This window comes from Enterobacter sp. (assembly GCF_977039595.1).
This window is the reverse complement of the sequence record NZ_CDRQYH010000065.1, coordinates 1-19,545: the sequence shown is the minus strand read 5'-3', so window position 1 is coordinate 19,545 and position 19,545 is coordinate 1. Positions and strand designations below refer to the sequence as shown.

General features: G+C 55.5%; 18 protein-coding genes and 1 pseudogene. 10 read left to right on the top strand and 9 right to left on the bottom strand.

Annotated features, from left to right (window positions below; translation table 11 throughout):
- From atpC to ACWYRJ_RS16720, 9 genes and pseudogenes are all read left to right on the top strand, one after another.
- Positions 1 to 71, top strand: a pseudogene (gene atpC, locus ACWYRJ_RS16760) (F0F1 ATP synthase subunit epsilon); the annotation flags it as partial.
- A gap of 138 nt (positions 72 to 209) precedes the next feature.
- Positions 210 to 1,580, top strand: a complete 1,371-nt coding sequence (gene glmU / locus ACWYRJ_RS16755; RefSeq protein WP_115876777.1) for a bifunctional UDP-N-acetylglucosamine diphosphorylase/glucosamine-1-phosphate N-acetyltransferase GlmU — start codon at positions 210 to 212, stop codon at positions 1,578 to 1,580.
- Positions 1,581 to 1,806: 226 nt separating this feature from the next.
- Positions 1,807 to 3,636 (top strand): glutamine--fructose-6-phosphate transaminase (isomerizing), encoded by a 1,830-nt coding sequence (gene glmS, locus ACWYRJ_RS16750; protein ID WP_149367371.1) that lies wholly within the window; start codon positions 1,807 to 1,809, stop codon positions 3,634 to 3,636.
- Positions 3,637 to 3,957: 321 nt separating this feature from the next.
- Entirely contained in the window at positions 3,958 to 4,998 is a 1,041-nt protein-coding gene (gene pstS / locus ACWYRJ_RS16745; RefSeq protein WP_008500186.1) for a phosphate ABC transporter substrate-binding protein PstS, read from the top strand.
- Between the two features lie 128 nt (positions 4,999 to 5,126).
- Positions 5,127 to 6,086 carry a phosphate ABC transporter permease PstC gene (pstC, locus tag ACWYRJ_RS16740; protein WP_023309793.1) on the top strand — a complete coding sequence of 320 codons (960 nt, stop codon included), beginning with the start codon at positions 5,127 to 5,129 and terminating at the stop codon, positions 6,084 to 6,086.
- Entirely contained in the window at positions 6,086 to 6,976 is an 891-nt protein-coding gene (pstA, locus tag ACWYRJ_RS16735) for a phosphate ABC transporter permease PstA (RefSeq protein WP_111964235.1), read from the top strand. The genes pstC and pstA overlap by 1 nt, the downstream gene beginning before the upstream one ends.
- Before the next feature lie 47 nt (positions 6,977 to 7,023).
- Positions 7,024 to 7,797: a phosphate ABC transporter ATP-binding protein PstB gene (gene pstB, locus ACWYRJ_RS16730; RefSeq protein WP_008500183.1), complete on the top strand. Its 774-nt coding sequence runs from the start codon at positions 7,024 to 7,026 to the stop codon at positions 7,795 to 7,797.
- A gap of 26 nt (positions 7,798 to 7,823) precedes the next feature.
- On the top strand, positions 7,824 to 8,549 hold the full coding sequence (gene phoU / locus ACWYRJ_RS16725; RefSeq protein ID WP_008500182.1) for a phosphate signaling complex protein PhoU: 726 nt from the start codon (positions 7,824 to 7,826) through the stop codon (positions 8,547 to 8,549).
- 161 nt (positions 8,550 to 8,710) lie between these two features.
- Complete coding sequence (locus ACWYRJ_RS16720; protein WP_149367397.1) at positions 8,711 to 9,859, top strand: esterase; 1,149 nt, start codon at positions 8,711 to 8,713, stop codon at positions 9,857 to 9,859.
- 31 nt (positions 9,860 to 9,890) lie between these two features.
- Here ACWYRJ_RS16720 and yieH read toward each other — a convergent pair whose 3' ends face one another.
- On the bottom strand, positions 9,891 to 10,556 hold the full coding sequence (gene yieH / locus ACWYRJ_RS16715; protein ID WP_149367372.1) for a 6-phosphogluconate phosphatase: 666 nt from the start codon (positions 10,554 to 10,556) through the stop codon (positions 9,891 to 9,893).
- 165 nt (positions 10,557 to 10,721) lie between these two features.
- Between yieH and adeP the strand changes: the two genes are divergently transcribed.
- Positions 10,722 to 12,059, top strand: coding sequence for an adenine permease AdeP (gene adeP, locus ACWYRJ_RS16710; protein ID WP_145974506.1), 1,338 nt, complete (start codon positions 10,722 to 10,724; stop codon positions 12,057 to 12,059).
- A gap of 91 nt (positions 12,060 to 12,150) precedes the next feature.
- On the opposite strand, the gene ACWYRJ_RS16705 is transcribed toward adeP, so the two are convergent.
- From ACWYRJ_RS16705 to rnpA, 8 genes are all read right to left on the bottom strand, one after another.
- A complete protein-coding gene (locus tag ACWYRJ_RS16705) occupies positions 12,151 to 12,717 on the bottom strand; it encodes an NADPH-dependent FMN reductase (RefSeq protein ID WP_014833835.1) in 567 nt (188 codons plus the stop codon).
- 36 nt (positions 12,718 to 12,753) lie between these two features.
- A complete protein-coding gene (locus ACWYRJ_RS16700) occupies positions 12,754 to 13,500 on the bottom strand; it encodes a 4'-phosphopantetheinyl transferase family protein (protein ID WP_271369055.1) in 747 nt (248 codons plus the stop codon).
- Between the two features lie 122 nt (positions 13,501 to 13,622).
- Positions 13,623 to 14,594 carry an HTH-type transcriptional regulator YidZ gene (yidZ, locus tag ACWYRJ_RS16695; protein WP_111964239.1) on the bottom strand — a complete coding sequence of 324 codons (972 nt, stop codon included), beginning with the start codon at positions 14,592 to 14,594 and terminating at the stop codon, positions 13,623 to 13,625.
- Positions 14,563 to 15,738 carry an MdtL family multidrug efflux MFS transporter gene (locus ACWYRJ_RS16690; RefSeq protein WP_455508301.1) on the bottom strand — a complete coding sequence of 392 codons (1,176 nt, stop codon included), beginning with the start codon at positions 15,736 to 15,738 and terminating at the stop codon, positions 14,563 to 14,565. Before ACWYRJ_RS16690 ends, yidZ begins: the two co-directional genes overlap by 32 nt.
- A gap of 111 nt (positions 15,739 to 15,849) precedes the next feature.
- Complete coding sequence (gene mnmE, locus ACWYRJ_RS16685; RefSeq protein WP_115876770.1) at positions 15,850 to 17,214, bottom strand: tRNA uridine-5-carboxymethylaminomethyl(34) synthesis GTPase MnmE; 1,365 nt, start codon at positions 17,212 to 17,214, stop codon at positions 15,850 to 15,852.
- 72 nt (positions 17,215 to 17,286) lie between these two features.
- Positions 17,287 to 18,930 carry a membrane protein insertase YidC gene (gene yidC / locus ACWYRJ_RS16680; RefSeq protein WP_111964241.1) on the bottom strand — a complete coding sequence of 548 codons (1,644 nt, stop codon included), beginning with the start codon at positions 18,928 to 18,930 and terminating at the stop codon, positions 17,287 to 17,289.
- A gap of 2 nt (positions 18,931 to 18,932) precedes the next feature.
- A complete protein-coding gene (gene yidD, locus ACWYRJ_RS16675) occupies positions 18,933 to 19,190 on the bottom strand; it encodes a membrane protein insertion efficiency factor YidD (RefSeq protein WP_001307474.1) in 258 nt (85 codons plus the stop codon).
- Positions 19,154 to 19,513: a ribonuclease P protein component gene (gene rnpA / locus ACWYRJ_RS16670; protein WP_032640303.1), complete on the bottom strand. Its 360-nt coding sequence runs from the start codon at positions 19,511 to 19,513 to the stop codon at positions 19,154 to 19,156. The genes yidD and rnpA overlap by 37 nt, the downstream gene beginning before the upstream one ends.
- Positions 19,514 to 19,545 lie beyond the last annotated feature (32 nt).

Below are 19,545 nucleotides of genomic sequence, written 5' to 3'. Positions count from 1 at the left end.
AGGCGTCTGCGGAGCTGGCCAAAGCGATCGCGAAACTGCGCGTTATCGAGTTGACCAAAAAAGCGATGTAACACCGGCTTGAAAAGCACAAAAGCCAGTCTGGATACCAGGCTGGCTTTTTTTTTCGGCCTTAATTCATGATGAAAAAGATGTAGAATTTTAAGCATCAAACGTTTTTACTTCACACTCAAACTACCGTCAGGATGCGTATGTCAAACAGTGCGATGAGCGTGGTGATCCTTGCCGCTGGCAAAGGGACCCGCATGTATTCCGATCTGCCTAAAGTGCTTCACACGCTTGCTGGAAAGCCAATGGTGCAGCATGTCATTGATGCAGCGAATGAACTGGGTGCCAATCAGGTCCACCTGGTCTACGGCCACGGCGGCGATCTTCTTAAAAAGACGCTGAGCGACGACAAGCTCAACTGGGTGCTTCAGGCTGAACAGCTGGGCACAGGTCATGCGATGCAGCAGGCAGCACCGTTCTTTGCGGATGACGAAGACATTTTGATGCTCTACGGCGATGTCCCGCTGATCTCCGTTGAAACCCTGACTCGCCTGCGTGAAGCCAAACCGCAGGGCGGCATCGGTTTATTAACCGTCGTGCTGGACGATCCAACCGGTTATGGCCGTATCACCCGTGAAAACGGTAACGTCACGGGTATTGTTGAGCACAAAGATGCCAGCGATGAACAGCGCCAGATTCAGGAGATCAACACCGGTATCCTGATTGCCAATGGCGCGGATATGAAGCGCTGGCTGTCCAGACTCGACAACAACAACGCGCAGGGTGAATTCTACATCACCGACATCATTGCGATGGCGTATCAGGAAGGACGTGAGATTGCGGCGGTTCATCCGGCGCGTATTAGCGAAACCGAAGGGGTGAATAACCGCCTTCAGCTTTCCCGTCTGGAGCGTGTTTATCAGTCCGAGCAGGCTGAAAAACTGCTTCTGGCAGGTGTGATGCTGCGCGATCCGGCGCGTTTCGATCTGCGTGGTTCGTTATCTCACGGTCGTGACGTTGAAATTGATACTAACGTTATCCTCGAGGGTAACGTGACGCTGGGCAACCGCGTCAAAATCGGTGCCGGCTGCGTGATTAAAAACAGCATTATTGGTGACGACTGCGAAATCAGCCCGTACAGCGTGGTGGAAGATGCCCGTCTGGACGTGGCCTGTACCATCGGCCCGTTTGCGCGTCTGCGCCCGGGCGCAGAGCTACTGGAAGGCGCTCACGTGGGTAACTTCGTGGAAATGAAAAAAGCGCGTCTGGGTAAAGGCTCGAAAGCCGGTCATCTGACCTATCTGGGCGACGCGGAAATTGGCAATAACGTGAATATTGGTGCAGGGACCATAACCTGTAACTATGACGGCGCGAATAAGTTTAAAACCATCATCGGTGATGATGTGTTCGTGGGCTCCGATACGCAGCTGGTGGCGCCTGTTACCGTGGGTAACGGGGTGACCATTGCAGCCGGAACAACCGTAACGCGTGATGTGGCCGAGAACGAGCTGGTGTTAAGCCGCGTTCCGCAGGTCAGCAAACAGGGCTGGAAACGTCCGGTGAAGAAAAAGTAACGGATTTACCCCTCTCCCCAAAGGAGAGAGGGGATCGTTCGGTGCGGTGTTTTTCTCCCTCGCCCCTTTGGGGAGAGGGCCGGGGTGAGGGGATAATATAATCCTCCCCCCACAAGCAGTACCCATAAAAATAACCCCACTCTCTACAAGGCTCGGGGCGCCCGGAAAGGGCAAATACAGGTCAGCGACAACGCAGGCATAATGCCTAAATTCGGAATCTAAAATTATGTGTGGAATTGTTGGCGCAGTTGCGCAGCGTGATATTGCTGAAATCCTTCTCGAAGGTTTACGTCGTCTGGAATATCGTGGTTACGACTCTGCCGGTCTGGCTGTCGTCGATGCAGAAGGTCATATGACCCGTCTGCGTCGTCTCGGTAAAGTGCAGATGCTGGCCCAGGCCGCGGAAGAACATCCGCTGCACGGGGGAACCGGTATTGCGCACACCCGCTGGGCGACGCACGGCGAACCGTCTGAAGGTAACGCGCACCCGCATGTGTCTGAACACATCGTGGTGGTGCACAACGGCATTATCGAAAACCACGAACCGCTGCGCGAAGAACTGAAAGCGCGCGGCTACACCTTCGTCTCTGAAACTGACACCGAAGTGATTGCTCACCTGGTGCACTGGGAGCTGGAGCAGGGCGGTACACTGCGTGATGCGGTGCTCCGTGCTATCCCTCAGCTGCGCGGTGCGTATGGTACGGTGATCATGGATTCCCGCGATCCGTCAACGCTTCTGGCCGCGCGTTCCGGTAGCCCGATGGTTATCGGTCTGGGCATGGGTGAAAACTTTATCGCCTCTGACCAGCTGGCGCTGCTGCCGGTTACCCGTCGCTTTATCTTCCTCGAAGAGGGTGATATCGCGGAAGTGACCCGTCGCAGCGTGACCGTCTTCGATACTAAAGGCGAGCAGGTGAAGCGTCAGGAGATCGAATCGAATCTGCAGTACGACGCGGGCGACAAAGGCGCTTACCGTCACTATATGCAGAAAGAGATTTACGAGCAGCCAAACGCCATCAAAAACACCCTGACCGGGCGCATTAGCCACGGTGAAGTGGATCTGAGCGAGCTGGGCGCAAACGCGAACGAACTGCTCAGCAAGGTCGAGCATATTCAGATCGTGGCCTGCGGCACCTCCTATAACTCCGGTATGGTTTCTCGCTACTGGTTTGAATCCCTGGCGGGCGTGCCGTGCGATGTGGAAATCGCGTCTGAATTCCGCTATCGCAAATCTGCGGTGCGTCGTAACAGCCTGATGATCACCCTTTCCCAGTCCGGCGAAACGGCGGATACGCTCGCAGCGCTGCGTCTGTCTAAAGAGCTGGGCTACCTGGGCTCTCTGGCCATCTGTAACGTCCCGGGCTCCTCGCTGGTGCGTGAATCCGATCTGGCGCTGATGACTAAAGCGGGCACCGAAATCGGCGTGGCTTCAACCAAAGCGTTTACCACGCAGCTGACCGTTCTGCTGATGCTGGTGGCGAAGCTTGCGCGCCTGAAAGGCGAAGATGCGTCCGTTGAGCATGACATCGTTCATGGTCTGCAGGCGCTGCCAAGCCGTATTGAGCAGATGCTGTCTCAGGACAAACGCATCGAAGCGCTGGCGGAAGATTTCTCTGACAAACATCACGCCCTGTTCCTGGGTCGTGGCGATCAGTATCCGATTGCGCTTGAAGGCGCACTGAAGCTGAAAGAGATCTCCTACATCCACGCGGAAGCCTATGCGGCAGGCGAGCTGAAACACGGCCCTCTGGCGCTGATTGACGCGGATATGCCGGTCATAGTTGTGGCACCAAACAACGAACTGCTGGAAAAACTGAAGTCTAACATCGAAGAAGTGCGTGCCCGTGGCGGTGTTCTGTACGTCTTCGCCGACAAAGATGCCGGTTTTGTCAGCAGCGACAACATGCACATCATCGAGATGCCGCATGTGGAAGAGGTGATTGCACCGATCTTCTATACCGTTCCGCTGCAGCTGCTGGCTTACCATGTGGCGCTGATCAAAGGCACCGACGTTGACCAGCCGCGTAACCTGGCGAAATCAGTTACCGTAGAATAATCCCTTCAGGCTCCACCCTCGGGTGGAGCTTTTTTATCCCGCCCGGTTTGTTTTTAATCAATCCTGTCTCGTTTTTAATAATGACAATTTGTCATCTTCAGCTACTTTTTTCAGTGTCACATAAAGAAAATATTTCTGAAAACGTATTGTCATAAAAGTGGCTAACACGATGAAAATTAAGCTTTATTGTGCGGTATTTTAAGTGAAATTTTCATTGTCATAAAACTGTCATAATTCGTACATTTATCTGTCACCTGTTTGTCCTATTTTGCTCATCGTAGCCACTAAACAACGATTTACGAAAATCTTGCAGGAGACATTATGAAAGTTATGCGTACCACTGTCGCAACTGTTGTCGCCGCGACCTTATCTCTGAGCGCGTTCTCTGTATTTGCAGAAGCAAGCCTGACTGGCGCTGGTGCAACCTTCCCTGCGCCGGTGTATGCCAAATGGGCGGATACCTACCAGAAAGAAACCGGTAACAAGGTTAACTATCAGGGTATCGGCTCCTCCGGTGGCGTGAAACAAATTACCGCGAACACGGTTGATTTCGGCGCGTCTGACGCTCCGCTGTCTGATGATAAGCTGGCTCAGGAAGGCCTGTTCCAGTTCCCTACCGTGATCGGTGGCGTGGTCCTGGCGATCAACCTGCCGGGCGTGAAGTCGGGCGAGCTGGTGCTGGACGGCAAAACGCTGGGTGACATCTACCTGGGCAAAATCAAAAAATGGGATGACGAAGCGATCGCTAAGCTCAACCCAGGCCTGAAGCTGCCTTCTCAGAACATCGCCGTGGTTCGCCGCGCGGATGGTTCCGGTACGTCTTTCGTGTTTACCAGCTACCTGGCGAAAGTGAACGAAGAGTGGAAATCTAAAGTCGGCTCCGGCTCAACCGTTAACTGGCCTACCGGTCTGGGCGGTAAAGGTAACGACGGTATCGCCGCGTTCGTACAACGTCTGCCTGGCTCCATCGGCTACGTAGAGTATGCGTACGCGAAGCAGAATAACCTGTCCTACACCAAACTGGTGTCTGCAGACGGCAAACCGGTTAGCCCGACCGAAGAGAACTTTGCTAACGCTGCCAAAGGCGCTGACTGGAGCAAATCCTTCGCTCAGGATCTGACTAACCAGAAGGGCGAAGGTGCATGGCCAATCACCTCTACCACCTTCATCCTGGTGCACAAAGAGCAGAAGAAACCTGAGCAGGGCGCTGAAGTGCTGAAGTTCTTCGACTGGGCATACAAAAACGGCGGCAAACAGGCTAACGCTCTGGATTACGCCACCCTGCCGGACAACGTGGTTGAGCAGATTCGTGCTGCATGGAAAACCAACGTGAAAGACAGCAGCGGTAAAGCGCTGTACTAACAGGATATATTTAACGAAGATGGCGGGTGGCGCTGCGCTTACCCGCCCTACGGTTTAAGCTGTAGGCCCGGTAAGCGTCAGCGCCACCGGGCATATTCGTAAAAACGTCTCAAACAGAAGAGTAATTTATGGCTGCAACCAAGCCTGCATTTAACCCTCCGGGTAAAAAAGGTGACATGATTTTCAGCGCGCTGGTCAAACTGGCTGCGCTGATTGTGCTATTGCTGCTGGGCGGCATTATCGTGTCTCTGATTTTCTCCTCATGGCCGAGCATCCAGAAATTCGGTTTCTCCTTCCTGTGGACCAAAGAGTGGGACGCGCCGAACGACATCTACGGTGCTCTGGTGCCGATTTACGGCACGCTGGTAACCTCGTTCATCGCCTTGCTGATTGCGGTTCCGGTAAGCTTTGGTATTGCCCTGTTCCTGACGGAGCTGGCGCCAGGCTGGCTGCGTCGTCCGCTGGGTATTGCCATCGAACTGCTGGCGGCTATTCCGAGTATCGTCTACGGCATGTGGGGCCTGTTCATCTTTGCCCCGCTGTTCGCTACATATTTCCAGGAACCGGTGGGTAATGTCCTCTCTGCCATTCCGTTTGTGGGGGCCCTGTTCTCTGGCCCGGCTTTCGGTATCGGCATTCTGGCGGCAGGTGTGATCCTCGCCATTATGATTATTCCGTACATTGCGGCGGTCATGCGCGATGTCTTCGAACAAACGCCGGTGATGATGAAAGAGTCGGCCTACGGCATCGGCTGCACCACCTGGGAAGTAATCTGGCGCATTGTCCTTCCGTTCACCAAAAATGGGGTGATCGGGGGCGTGATGCTGGGCTTAGGTCGTGCGCTGGGTGAAACCATGGCGGTCACCTTTATCATCGGTAACACCTACCAGCTCGACAGCGCGTCGCTCTACATGCCGGGTAACAGTATTACCTCGGCGCTGGCGAATGAATTTGCGGAAGCGGAATCCGGGCTGCACGTGGCGGCGCTGATGGAGCTGGGTCTGATTCTGTTCGTTATTACCTTCATCGTTCTGGCGATTTCCAAGCTGATGATTATGCGCCTCGCTAAAAATGAGGGAGCACGCTAATGGCTACTCTCGAAATGCAAGCTACCGCTGAACTGGCGGAATCCCGCCGCAAGATGCAGGCCAGACGCCGCATGAAAAACCGCATTGCCCTGACGCTCTCAATGGCGACGATGGCATTCGGCCTGTTCTGGCTGGTCTGGATCCTCTTCTCGACAATCGTTCGTGGGATTGACGGAATGTCACTCTCGCTGTTCACCGAAATGACGCCGCCGCCGAACACGGCGGGCGGTGGCCTGGCGAATGCGCTGGCCGGCAGCGGGTTGCTGATCCTCTGGGCGACGGTCTTCGGCACGCCGCTGGGCATCATGGCGGGCATTTACCTGGCAGAATACGGTCGTAAATCCTGGCTGGCGGAAGTGATTCGCTTCATTAACGATATTTTGCTGTCAGCCCCGTCTATCGTGGTGGGTCTGTTCGTTTACACCGTTGTTGTAGCGCAGATGGAACACTTCTCCGGCTGGGCGGGTGTGATTGCCCTGGCGCTGCTGCAGGTGCCGATTGTGATTCGAACCACCGAGAACATGCTGAAACTGGTGCCGGACAGCCTGCGTGAAGCGGCTTATGCACTGGGTACGCCGAAATGGAAGATGATCTCTGCGATTACGCTGAAGGCGTCCGTATCTGGGATCATGACCGGTATCCTGCTGGCGGTTGCGCGTATCGCGGGTGAAACTGCGCCGCTGCTGTTTACGTCCCTCTCCAACCAGTTCTGGAGCACGGACATGATGCAGCCGATCGCCAACCTGCCGGTGACGATCTTTAAATTTGCGATGAGCCCATTCGCGGAATGGCAGCAGCTGGCCTGGGCCGGGGTGCTGATCATTACCCTTTGCGTACTGTTGCTGAACATTCTGGCGCGCGTCATTTTCGCGAAGAAGAAACACGGTTAATTTTTTACGGCGCGGCAGCTCGCGGCGCCGAATGAGGAAATGAGTCAATGAGTATGGTTGATACTGCCCCGGGTAAGATTCAGGTTCGTGATTTGAACTTCTACTACGGCAAATTCCATGCCCTGAAGAACATCAACCTGGATATCGCTAAGAACCAGGTCACGGCATTTATCGGTCCGTCCGGCTGTGGGAAATCCACGCTGCTGCGTACCTTTAACAAAATGTATTCGCTCTATCCGGAGCAGCGCGCTGAAGGGGAAATCATCCTCGATGGCGAAAATATTCTGACCCAGGCTCAGGATATCGCCCTGCTGCGCGCCAAAGTGGGAATGGTGTTCCAGAAACCCACGCCGTTCCCGATGTCCATTTATGACAACATCGCCTTTGGCGTTCGCCTGTTTGAAAAGCTCTCCCGCGCCGATATGGACGAGCGCGTGCAGTGGGCTTTGACCAAGGCCGCATTATGGAACGAAACCAAAGATAAGTTGCACCAGAGCGGGTACTCTCTCTCCGGTGGTCAGCAGCAGCGTCTGTGCATTGCGCGCGGTATTGCGATTCGCCCGGAAGTGTTGCTGCTGGATGAGCCGTGTTCAGCGCTGGACCCGATCTCAACCGGTCGTATTGAAGAACTGATCACCGAGCTGAAGCAGGATTACACCGTGGTTATCGTGACCCATAACATGCAGCAGGCTGCACGTTGCTCCGATCACACGGCGTTTATGTACCTGGGTGAATTGATTGAGTTCAGCAACACGGACGATCTCTTCACTAAGCCCGCGAAGAAACAAACCGAAGATTATATTACTGGCCGCTACGGTTGATTTGCCTTAGTGCATGTGGAGAAACCATGGACAACCTCAATCTTAATAAACACATTTCCGGCCAGTTCAACGCAGAGCTGGAAAGCATTCGCACCCAGGTGATGACCATGGGCGGTATGGTCGAGCAGCAGCTTTCTGATGCGATTACGGCGATGCACAACCAGGACAGCGAGCTGGCGAAACGCGTCATTGAAGGCGACAAAAACGTCAACATGATGGAAGTCGCTATCGACGAGGCCTGCGTGCGCATTATCGCGAAACGTCAGCCGACGGCGAGCGACCTGCGTCTGGTGATGGCCATTATCAAAACCATCGCCGAGCTGGAACGTATTGGCGACGTTGCGGATAAAATCTGCCGCACCGCGCTGGAGAAGTTCTCTCAGCAGCACCAGCCGCTGCTGGTGAGCCTGGAGTCGCTGGGCCGCCACACCGTGCAGATGCTTCATGACGTGCTGGATGCCTTTGCGCGAATGGATCTTGACGAAGCGGTGCGTATCTACCGTGAAGACAAAAAGGTCGATCAGGAGTATGAAGGCATCGTGCGTCAGCTGATGACCTACATGATGGAAGATTCCCGTACGATCCCAAGCGTACTGACCGCCCTGTTCTGCGCGCGCTCCATCGAGCGTATCGGCGACCGCTGCCAGAACATTTGCGAATACATTTTCTACTTCGTGAAAGGTCAGGACTTCCGTCACGTGGGCGGCGACGAGCTGGACAAGCTGCTGGCGGGTAAAGATCCGAAAGAGTAATCCTGTCATCTGATAACAACGCCGGTACTCACCGGCGTTGTTATTTCTAGTGTAATCACAATTTTCCCCTTCATCCGTTGCCTGACGTTCGAAACGCGCTAACGTAAGACGAAAAAAACAGCAAAGGATGGGATATGAAAAATTCATTAGCGTGCCTGGCGATGGCCATCAGTATCGGGATCGGTACTGGAACAGACGTTATTGCCGCACCGTTGCCGGTCACACCTGACCAGACTACCCCGGTCAGCCACTATGTGACCCGGGTTAATGCGGATAAAAGCATTACGTTTCGCCTGTTTGCACCCGGCGCAACGCGAGTCTCCGTGGTGACGGGGTCAATGCCTGAAAGCCAGGTTTCCCATGATATGACGAAAGAGAAAAATGGCGTCTGGTCATGGAAAAGCGAGCCGATGGCCCCGAATCTCTACGAATATTATTTCGACATCGATGGTTTCCGTTCAGTCGACACGGGAAGCCGCTATCAAAAACCTCAGCGGCAGGTGAATACCAGCCTGATTCTGGTTCCGGGCAGTATTCTCGACGATCGTCCTGTACCGCATGGCGATCTGACGACCCTGACCTGGCACTCGCCGTCGCTCAAGTCAGAGCGCCGCGTCTATGTATGGACTCCTCCTGGCTACAACGGCACAGGGGAACCCTTACCGGTTCTCTACTTCTACCATGGTTTTGGGGATACCGGGCTCTCGGCCATCGACCAGGGCCGTCTGCCGCAAATCATGGATAACCTGATGGCCGAGGGGAAAATCAAACCGATGCTGGTGGTGGTACCCGACACCGAGACGGACAGCACTGAGGCCATCCCCGAGAACTTCCCACCGGCAGAACGACGGAAGTCTTTCTACCCGCTCAATGCGAAAGCCGCAGATCGTGAACTGATGAGCGAGATTATTCCGCTGGTGGATACACGCTTCAACGTGCGTAAAGATGCTGACGGCCGGGCGCTGGCGGGGTTGTCACAGGGCGGTTATCAGGCGCTGGTCTCCGGGATGAATCATCTGGAGAGCTTCGGCTGGCTGGGAACGTTCAGCGGCGTTACCACAACAACCGTGCCTGACGAAGGCGTGGCCGCACGCTTTAAGCAGCCGGAGGCCATTAACCGGCAGCTGCATAACTTCACCGTCGTCGTGGGAGAGCGCGATTCGGTGACCGGCAAAGATATCGCCGGTCTGAAAGCGGAGCTGGAAAAACAGGGCATCAAATTCGACTATAAGATGTACCCCGGTCTGAATCACGAAATGGACGTCTGGCGTCCGGCCTATGCTGAGTTTGTTCAAAAGCTCTTCAGATAAACCTGTCGCCCTCCCTGCAGGGAGGGGCAACTTAACGCGTAATATTCCACCCGCGCGCCTTCCACAGCTCGGGTAGCTGCGCCAGATCGGTGAAGGTCGTGACTTTTGGATGAACGATCGGCTTGTTGTGCGGGTCGGCGCAGAAGTAAAACACTTCCATCCCCGCATCAATCCCCGACTGCGCACCCGCAGACGAGTCATCCACCAGAACGCAATTCTCTACGTTAACGTTCATCGCTTTTGCCGCATGGAACATCAGCGCCGGGTCCGGCTTCCAGCGCTGGATATCGTAGCCGCTGAACAGTTTTTCCGGGAAATGGTGCAACATCTCAAGCTTGCCCAGCGAGTGCTGCATTTTGCTGACCGGACCGTTGGAGACCACGCAGATCGGCACCGTCATCGCATCCAGCAATGCGTTAGCCCCGGAGATAACTTCCAGCTCGGAGTCAAACAGGCGTGCGACCTCCGCGCGGTACACCGGTTCCAGATCGGCTTTCGCCAGATCCACACCGTGTTCCTGGTTAATGATGTCGATGATCTCGTAGAGCTTCACGCCCTTAAAGCGTTTAAACACCTCTTCGAGTTCCAGAGTAATGCCAAATTCCTGGAACATGGTGACATACGCGCGGGAACAAATGACCTCACTGTCGACCAGCGTACCGTCGCAGTCGAAAAATACCGCTTCAATTCCGGACATGCCTTTCCCTTTTAACAAGTTTAACGTTTACGTACGGCAGTTCACCGGGACGCAATCGTTGCCGTATAAGCAAAATCAATGAAAAAAGTATCACGTAACCGCCACTATTGTCGCATTTTGGTATAGGATAGCGACGAATTTTCCCTCCTTGTTCGGAAATTGATGATGAGTCAACAACACACTACCCAGACATCTGGTCAGGGTCTGCTTGAGCGCGTTTTTAAACTGCGCGAGCACGGCACAACGGCACGCACCGAAGTGATCGCTGGTTTCACCACCTTCCTGACGATGGTCTATATCGTTTTTGTGAACCCACAAATTCTGGGCGTTGCTGGCATGGATACCAGCGCCGTCTTTGTAACCACCTGCCTGATCGCCGCCCTTGGCAGCATTCTGATGGGTGTATTCGCTAACCTGCCGGTTGCATTGGCACCGGCGATGGGCCTGAATGCGTTCTTCGCGTTCGTGGTTGTTCAGGCGATGGGTCTGCCTTGGCAGGTGGGCATGGGCGCTATCTTCTGGGGCGCGGTTGGCCTGCTGCTGCTGACCATTTTCCGCGTACGTTACTGGATGATTGCAAACATTCCCGTGAGCCTGCGCGTGGGCATTACCAGCGGTATCGGTCTGTTCATCGGTATGATGGGGCTGAAAAACGCGGGTGTTATCGTGGCGAACCCGGATACGCTGGTGAGCATCGGTCACCTGACCTCGCATAACGTGCTGCTGGGCGTGCTGGGCTTCTTTATCATCGCGATCCTCGCTTCCCGCAATATTCACGCGGCAGTGCTGGTGTCCATCGTGGTGACCACGCTGCTGGGCTGGATGCTGGGCGACGTTCACTATAACGGCATCGTTTCCGCGCCACCGAGCGTTTCTACCGTTGTTGGTCATGTTGATCTGGCGGGTTCCCTGAACCTGGGCCTGGCGGGCGTGATTTTCTCCTTCATGCTGGTGAACCTGTTCGACTCCTCCGGTACGCTGATCGGCGTGACCGACAAAGCGGGTCTGGCAGATGAGAAAGGCAAATTCCCGCGCATGAAGCAGGCGCTGTTTGTGGACAGTATCTCCTCAGTGACCGGCTCATTTATCGGGACCTCGTCTGTTACCGCTTACATTGAATCCTCTTCCGGCGTGTCCGTGGGCGGCCGTACCGGCCTGACGGCGGTTGTGGTGGGTATTCTGTTCCTGCTGGTGATCTTCCTCTCGCCACTGGCGGGCATGGTGCCTCCGTACGCGGCGGCCGGCGCGCTGATCTATGTGGGGGTGCTGATGACCTCCAGCCTGTCTCGCGTGAAGTGGGATGATTTAACCGAAGCGGTGCCGGCTTTTATTACCGCCGTGATGATGCCGTTCAGCTTCTCGATTACCGAAGGTATCGCGCTGGGCTTTATCTCTTACTGCGTAATGAAGATCGGTACCGGCCGCTTCCGCGACCTCAGCCCTTGCGTCATTATTGTGGCGCTGCTGTTTGTGCTGAAGATTGTGTTTATTGACGCGCACTAAGGTGCGGTTTGTGGTGTCAGGTGGCGCTTCGCTTACCTGACCTACTGAAGAATGTAGGCCCGGTAAGCGTTAGCGCCACCGGGCTTTTTTATCAGGCTTTTACCCGCTTAATATAATCCCCGAACGCCGTCAGCTGGCCAGAGAGATGGTCGCGCGTGCTCTGATCCACCACCTCACCCGTTTGCGGGTCGACCTTGTTCTGAATCACACCGCCCATAAATTCCGGCTTGTTCATCACCATCGCATCCAGGAATACCAGGATCTGACGCAGATGATACTGGCAGCGAGCGCCGCCAATTGCGCCCATTGAGCTGGTCTGGATCAGCACCGGTTTGCCTGACAGAGGCTGTTCAGGTAAACGGGACAGCCAGTCGATGGCATTCTTCAGGCCACCCGGAACCGAGTAGTTATATTCCGGCGTGACGATGACCACGCCGTCAGCCTGGCGGATCTGCTCTGCCAGCGCCTCGACGCTCTGCGGGAACCCTTCTTCCTGCTGGACGTCCGCATCATACAGCGGAATATCGCCAATAGACGGCAGGGCGCTAATTTCCATACCTGCCGGTGCCAGCTGTGGCAGCGTGCGGGCAACCATCCCGTTAAATGAACCTTTGCGCAGGCTTCCCAGTAACGTAACTACTTTCAACGTATCAGACATGATTACTCCTGTTTCATCATGATGACCCTGATTGGATCAGCTAAGGGTGAATGCTTTTTCTGTCGGTAAACTGGTTAAACGCATCAGGCGTGCGGCGGGCTCGTTGGCGCGCTCGGGCACATCAGGAAGGCTACGCCATCCCTGTTGACTGTCAAATTCCCAGATTTTCATGCGTTCGATGGCAGGGGTAACCGCAATGGACCAAATGAGCACATCCTCTGCGTCACTGAGTGCCTCCACCAGCGTGGCCTGGGCGGCACGCAGACGTCCGGAACCAGGCAACAGCTGCAGCAGGCTGGCGTCGTCTGAGGCGCATCCGCAGAGCTTACGAATGCTCTGGCGCAGGGTAATGAGCTGGGCTCGGGCTTCGACAGGATCGTTCTGGTTGCGTACCCACAGCTTCTCATTGCTGGAGAGCGGATAGTCTTCATGTGCGTTACCGCCATGGAAGCTGCGCGTTGCGCGCTGAAGTTCCATATCGAGCCCACAATCCCCTTCGGTGGTCAGCGCGACGCCAATGATATTGCCCGCGTAGGCAATCGAAAAACGAGGGAGATCTGGGTCGGCAAAGACCGGGCGGCCTTCGGGTTGGGTAATGATGTCCGGCAGCTCGCTGGTGCCGTACAGCATAAACAGCAGTTCTGCGAGAAGTGCTCTGGACGCTAAAAACCGCGTCCTCCGGTGTTCCGGGAGATCGAGTGCTTCACGGTGACAGGCTGAAGAAATTCTTGCCGATACGAGACGTCCTTCCGTAAGTATCCCTCTTGCAAAGTGCGTAGCCATTTTTCGCTCCTTGATAATGGTCGTAATCGGTTAAACGGTTACATGATTATCGCTTAACTTGACTCCTGTTTTAATCAGTAAATGGGAGTAAGAGAAGCCTTAGGACCGAACTTTACATTTTCTTAGGCAAAAATTGGATCGCTCGCACCGTACAGCGCCTTGATGGTTTCCCGCAACCATAGAATTTTCGGATTATGGCTGTTCCGTTTATGCCAGATCAGCGTGAAGGGAACGGTGAGCTTTTCAGCCTGCGCTTCGTCAATGGGAATAGGAAGCGCGATCAGCTTCCGCTGGTGGAGTTCATTGTAGTGATGGCAGTAATGCGGAGCCGTGGCGATATAGTTATGACCGGGCTGTGCTGCCATAAACATCGACTGCTCAAAGCCCGGCACACTCATGGCAATGTTTCTCTCCCGACCCATCTCCTTTAGCACTTCGTCCAGTGCCCAGGTGTCGCTGCGTTCCCAGAAGATGCTGATGTGAGGGTAGCGCAGAAAGGTCTCGAGGTTCCATTCATCCTGTAGCGCGGGGTGATCCTCACGCAGATACACGCACGGACGGTCGCTGAACAGGATCTCATAGTCGATGAACCACGGCATTAGCTTCAGCAATTCACGCGATCGCGGGTGCGTTTCGCGTCCGGTGAATCCCAGATCTACCTCTCCACGCGTAATGGCGTCCAGAGAGTCGTAATCCCAGTGGCGCATTTTCACCGTAGCCTGCGGATAGCGCTGGTTCACCTGCTCCAGTAGAGCATTGAAGCGGATCAGCATCAACGGCGTTTCCGCGGCCAGCACGAACGTCAGCCCGCCCGGAGAATCATGGTGAAATTTATCGAGGATCTGGTTGCCGATTTGCATCCAGTCAGCCAGATCCTGCTCAAGACTCACCGTTAGCGGCGTCGGCAGCAGCCCTAGCGGCGTTTTGACAAACAGCGGGTCTTCGAACCAGTCGCGCAGCTTGGCCAGCGATTTGCTCACAGCCGACGGCGTCACGTTCATCCGCTTTGCCGCTTTGGTGACGCTGCGCTCCTGCAGCAAAAGCTGCAGGCACAGCAACAGGTTAAGATCGAGACTGCTGATGGGCTTCTTCATAGTGCGCCGCGGGCTGGATGACCATAAGTAAGGTAATGCACAATATGCTACAGCCAATCAGAACCCCGATCAGCATATTCAGCGCGTTAAGCCCGATGACCGCCGCCAGCCAAATCCACATCGACGAGCCGCAGACCTGCGCGATCCCCAGTACCGAGCTTGCCACGCCTGCCCGCAGCGAAAATGGGCCAAGCGCCTGGCTCATCGCTACGCCAAAGCCAACCGAGAACCCGGCACAAATGAGCGTAATACCTGCCAGCATGACCGCATGTGAGCTGGTGGTCGCCAGGATCGCGCCGGCGGCGAGGAATAAAACCTGTGAGGTCAGCATCAATGTGCGCTGGCTGAAAACATTTAGCGCAAACGGCGTCGAAAAAGAAACGGCCATACTGACCATCGCGGTTAATGCCATCACCGTTGAATACTGACCGCGATCGAAGCCCATAGTCTCCATCAGCAAAACCGGGGAAACGTTTACATAGGTCAGGATCACCGCCACGCTTAACGTGGTCACGGCCAGACGGCTGAGGAAAAAGCGGTTGAGAAGCTTCTCTGCCGGGTGAATGGTTGCGGTATGGCCGGTATTCTGCGAGCCCGGGTGGGTCTCTTTCAGCACGGCGATCGACAGGACAAACACCAGCACGCCCATCGCCGCCATGGTCCAGAACAGGCTCTGCCAGGGGAATTTCAGCATGATGAGATAGCCCACAACCGGGGCCAGCACCGGGATGATGCAGGTAATGCCGTTCAGCATCGACAGCACTTTGGCGCGACGCTGGGCGCTTAAGGTGTCGCGTAAAATAGCAAACGCCACCACGTAGCAACCGCCCGCCCCGATGCCCTGGATAAAGCGCCCGGTCAGAAACACGGTGCTGTTTTGCGCCTGTGAGCAGAGAAGGGACGCCAGGGCAAAAACGAGGGCACCGGAGATAGCGACAGGCTGACGGCCTGCCTTATCCGCGATCTTCCCCGCAAACATCATCGACGACGCCATCCCCGCGAGGTAGGCCGAAAACGCGATGTGCAGCTGCGCTTCGCTGGCGCCCAGATCGCGGGCGATATGCGGTAATCCCACCAGATACATATCAATGCCTGACGGATAAAGCAGAACTAAAGCGAAACTACAAAACAGAAAACGCGCCATAAACCCCCCATAGATGAAGGCATGCAGGATAGGGGGTGAAAAGGGATTAGGCGAGTTGCCATTTGGACAATGGTGATTTCCCAGGAGGAAATCACCATAGATTAGCGGGAATTATTTACCAATACAGAAGCTTGAGAAGATCCGTCCCAGCAAATCGTCCGAGGTAAACTCCCCGGTGATCTCGCTCAGATTCTGCTGCGCCAGACGCAGCTCTTCCGCCAGCAGTTCACCCGCCCACGCGCCGATCAGCTGCGCTTTACCCTGGACAAGGTGGTTAGCCGCCTCTTCCAGCGCCTGCAGGTGACGGCGACGCGCCAGGAAGCCGCCTTCCATGCTGGTGTCAAAGCCCATGCTCTGCTTGAGATGATTGCGCAGGTCGTCCACGCCTTCACCGGTACGCGCCGACAGGCGGATTAGTGAGTGACCATTCACATCGCTGATGCCCAGCGTTTCGCCAGTCACGTCTGCCTTATTACGTACCACGGTGATCGGCAGTTTGGTCGGCAGGCGGGCAATAAAGTCCGGCCAGATCTCTGCCGGGTCAACGGCGTCGGTCGTGGTGCCGTCCACCATAAACAGCACGCGGTCGGCCTGCTCGATCTCCTGCCAGGCGCGTTCGATACCGATGCGCTCAACCTCGTCGCTGGCATCGCGCAGACCGGCGGTGTCGATGATGTGCAGCGGCATGCCGTCGATGTGGATATGCTCGCGCAGCACGTCGCGAGTGGTACCGGCAATGTCGGTCACGATTGCCGCTTCACGGCCCGCCAGGGCGTTCAGCAGGCTCGATTTGCCGGCGTTAGGACGTCCGGCAATCACCACCTTCATCCCTTCGCGCAGCAGGCTGCCCTGGCGCGCTTCGGCGCGAACGGCGTCGAGATCGCTCATCACCTGGTTGAGCTGGGCTTCAATTTTACCGTCAGAGAGAAAATCGATCTCCTCATCCGGGAAGTCGATAGCCGCTTCCACGTAGATGCGCAGGTGAGTAAGTGCTTCCACAAGGTGATTCACACGCGCGGAGAATGCCCCCTGCAGCGAGTTCAGGGCGGAGCGGGCCGCCTGTTCAGAACTGGCGTCGATCAGGTCAGCAATGGCCTCAGCCTGCGCCAGGTCGAGCTTGTCGTTGAGGAAGGCACGTTCGGAGAACTCGCCCGGCTTGGCAATGCGCAGGCCCGGCAGGGTCAGGATACGTTTTAACAGCAGGTCGAGGATAACCGGGCCGCCGTGGCCTTGAAGCTCGAGCACGTCTTCGCCGGTGAAGGAGTTAGGGCCGGGGAACCACAGCGCAATGCCCTGGTCCAGCGGCGTGCCGTCGGTATCTTTAAACGGCAGGTAATCAGCGTAGCGCGGCTTTGGCAGTTTACCCAGCACCGCTTCGGCCACCTCGCGCGCCTTCAGGCCGGAGATGCGAAGAATGCCTACACCACCGCGTCCCGGTGGGGTTGCCTGGGCGACGATAGTGTCGTTATGGCTCATGGTTGCTCTCGTTCAATACAAATAAAAAAGGCGGTCAATCGACCGCCCTTATTTTAGCGTTAACTTATCGGATCAGGACTTTTTCTTTTCGCGGCTATGCAGGCCACGTTTTTCCAGACCACGGTAAATCAGCTGCTGCTGGATGATGGTCACCAGGTTGCTGACGATATAGTACAGCACCAGACCTGACGGGAACCACAGGAAGAACACGGTGAAGATGACCGGCATAAAGGTCATGATCTTCTGCTGCATCGGGTCGGTCACGGTGGTCGGCGACATCTTCTGGATGAAGAACATCGTCACGCCCATCAGGATCGGCAGGATGTAGTACGGGTCCTGTGCGGACAGGTCATGGATCCACAGGGCGAACGGCGCGTGGCGCAGCTCAACGGAACCCATCAGCATGTAATACAGCGCAAGGAAGATTGGCATCTGAATCAGCAGCGGGAAGCAGCCGCCCAGTGGGTTCACTTTCTCTGCTTTGTACAGGGCCATCATTTCCTGGCTCTGGCGCTGTTTGTCATCGCCCAGACGCTCACGCATTGCCTGAATCTTCGGCTGCAGCATGCGCATCTTCGCCATGGAGGTGTACTGCGCTTTAGTCAGCGGGTACATGATGCCACGAACGATGAAGGTGATAACGATGATGGAGAAGCCCCAGTTACCCAGGAAGCTGTGGATGAACTTCAGCAGCTTAAACAGCGGCTGAGAGATGAACCACAACCAACCGTAATCCACGGTCAGATCCAGGTGCGGCGCAACAGCGGCCATTTTGTCCTGAATTTCCGGGCCGACCCACAGGGTGCTTGCCAGCTTACCGGTTTGACCCGGCTGTACCAAAACCGGCTGAGATTTGTAGCCGATGGCTGCAATACCGTTGCCCAGGTTCGCGGTATAGAAGTTGTTGGTACCGTCGTTATTTGGCACCCACGCAGTGGCGAAATACTGCTGCAGCATTGCCACCCAACCGCCTTTAGCGCTGACGTTCAGGTTTTCGTTATCGGCAATGGTGTCGAATTTGTATTTCTCATACTTCGCGTCTGGCGTGGAGTACGCCGCGCCACGGAAGGTATGCAGCGCAAAGTTGCTGCTTCCGGTGTCACGGTGAGACGGCAGATTGATGGACTGCTTCAGCTGGCCAAAGGTGGACAGTTCCAGCGGTTTCGCACTGGTGTTCTGTACGCTGTAGCCCACGTTCACCGCATACTCACCGCGTTTCAGGGTGAAGGTTTTGGTGAAGGTGTTGCCTGCGGCGTCGGTATAGGTCATCGGGATAACGAGTTCGTTCTGGCCATCAGCCAGCACAAAGGTGTCATTCTCGACGGTATACAGTGGACGCGCACCGTTAGCCGGGTTATCCGGGCCATCACGACCGGTCAGGCCGCTCTGCGCCTGGTAGATAAACTCAGGCGTGGTTTCCAGTAACTGGAACGGTTCGTTAGACTTCAGCTCTTTCGGGTAGGTCAACAGCAGCGCCTGCTCAACATCACCACCACGGGTGTTGATTGTCAGCTCAAGCACATCGGTCTTAACCGTAATCTGTTTCCCCTGGCCACTGGCCGGTACGCCCTGGTCGGCGGCGCTACCCGCTGCGGTGGTCGTAGTCTGCGTGGTCTGCTGCTGGGGTTGAGGATTTTTATCCTGCTCCCATGCCTGCCAGATCATGAAAGACACGAACAACAAAGCGATGATAAGAAGATTGCGTTGCGAATCCATCGTTAGTGTTCTCTGGTATCAAAAGGTCCTGGGGGGACGGGGTCGTCTCCACCGGGGTGTAAAGGGTGGCATTTTAATACGCGTTTCACCGTCAACCAACTGCCTTTTATCACTCCAAACCTGCGCAATGCCTCAATTCCGTAGCTTGAGCATGTTGGTGTGAAACGGCAGTGCGGCCCGAGTAGCGGACTAATCAGGCGTTGATAGACCCGAATGAGGGCTATCAGGACCCGTGAGCCAGGCGACAGTGGCGGCGCCATAATTTTTCCAACGCTTCCGAGAGAGCACGGTTATCGAGGTCGGCAACCCCCTTTTTAGCCACCACCACGAAATCCATTGAAGGCAGTTCGTGCTGACGTAAACGGAAGCTTTCACGCGTCAGACGTTTAATCCGATTGCGTTCATGCGCACGCTTAACATTTTTCTTGGCGACTGTGAGACCGATGCGGGGATGCCCCAGCGAATTTTGGCGGCCGAGGATGGTGATTTGCGGCGTGCCAGCCCGTAGTGGCTGCTGGAAGACGAAAGTGAAATGAGCGGGAGTTAACAAACGTAACTCCCTGGGAAATGCTAGCTTAACCACTCAGGGGTTAGCTTTATTACTTGGAAACGGTC

Excerpts from the sequence above, each read along its gene's own strand:
- glmU (WP_115876777.1), top strand. The coding sequence starts at position 210 with ATGTCAAACAGTGCGATGAGCGTGGTGATCCTTGCCGCTGGCAAAGGG.
- glmS (WP_149367371.1), top strand. The coding sequence starts at position 1,807 with ATGTGTGGAATTGTTGGCGCAGTTGCGCAGCGTGATATTGCTGAAATC.
- pstS (WP_008500186.1), top strand. The coding sequence starts at position 3,958 with ATGAAAGTTATGCGTACCACTGTCGCAACTGTTGTCGCCGCGACCTTA.
- pstC (WP_023309793.1), top strand. The coding sequence starts at position 5,127 with ATGGCTGCAACCAAGCCTGCATTTAACCCTCCGGGTAAAAAAGGTGAC.
- pstA (WP_111964235.1), top strand. The coding sequence starts at position 6,086 with ATGGCTACTCTCGAAATGCAAGCTACCGCTGAACTGGCGGAATCCCGC.
- pstB (WP_008500183.1), top strand. The coding sequence starts at position 7,024 with ATGAGTATGGTTGATACTGCCCCGGGTAAGATTCAGGTTCGTGATTTG.
- phoU (WP_008500182.1), top strand. The coding sequence starts at position 7,824 with ATGGACAACCTCAATCTTAATAAACACATTTCCGGCCAGTTCAACGCA.
- ACWYRJ_RS16720 (WP_149367397.1), top strand. The coding sequence starts at position 8,711 with ATGGCCATCAGTATCGGGATCGGTACTGGAACAGACGTTATTGCCGCA.
- yieH (WP_149367372.1), bottom strand. The coding sequence starts at position 10,556 with ATGTCCGGAATTGAAGCGGTATTTTTCGACTGCGACGGTACGCTGGTC.
- adeP (WP_145974506.1), top strand. The coding sequence starts at position 10,722 with ATGAGTCAACAACACACTACCCAGACATCTGGTCAGGGTCTGCTTGAG.
- ACWYRJ_RS16705 (WP_014833835.1), bottom strand. The coding sequence starts at position 12,717 with ATGTCTGATACGTTGAAAGTAGTTACGTTACTGGGAAGCCTGCGCAAA.
- ACWYRJ_RS16700 (WP_271369055.1), bottom strand. The coding sequence starts at position 13,500 with ATGGCTACGCACTTTGCAAGAGGGATACTTACGGAAGGACGTCTCGTA.
- yidZ (WP_111964239.1), bottom strand. The coding sequence starts at position 14,594 with ATGAAGAAGCCCATCAGCAGTCTCGATCTTAACCTGTTGCTGTGCCTG.
- ACWYRJ_RS16690 (WP_455508301.1), bottom strand. The coding sequence starts at position 15,738 with ATGGCGCGTTTTCTGTTTTGTAGTTTCGCTTTAGTTCTGCTTTATCCG.
- mnmE (WP_115876770.1), bottom strand. The coding sequence starts at position 17,214 with ATGAGCCATAACGACACTATCGTCGCCCAGGCAACCCCACCGGGACGC.
- yidC (WP_111964241.1), bottom strand. The coding sequence starts at position 18,930 with ATGGATTCGCAACGCAATCTTCTTATCATCGCTTTGTTGTTCGTGTCT.
- yidD (WP_001307474.1), bottom strand. The coding sequence starts at position 19,190 with ATGGCGCCGCCACTGTCGCCTGGCTCACGGGTCCTGATAGCCCTCATT.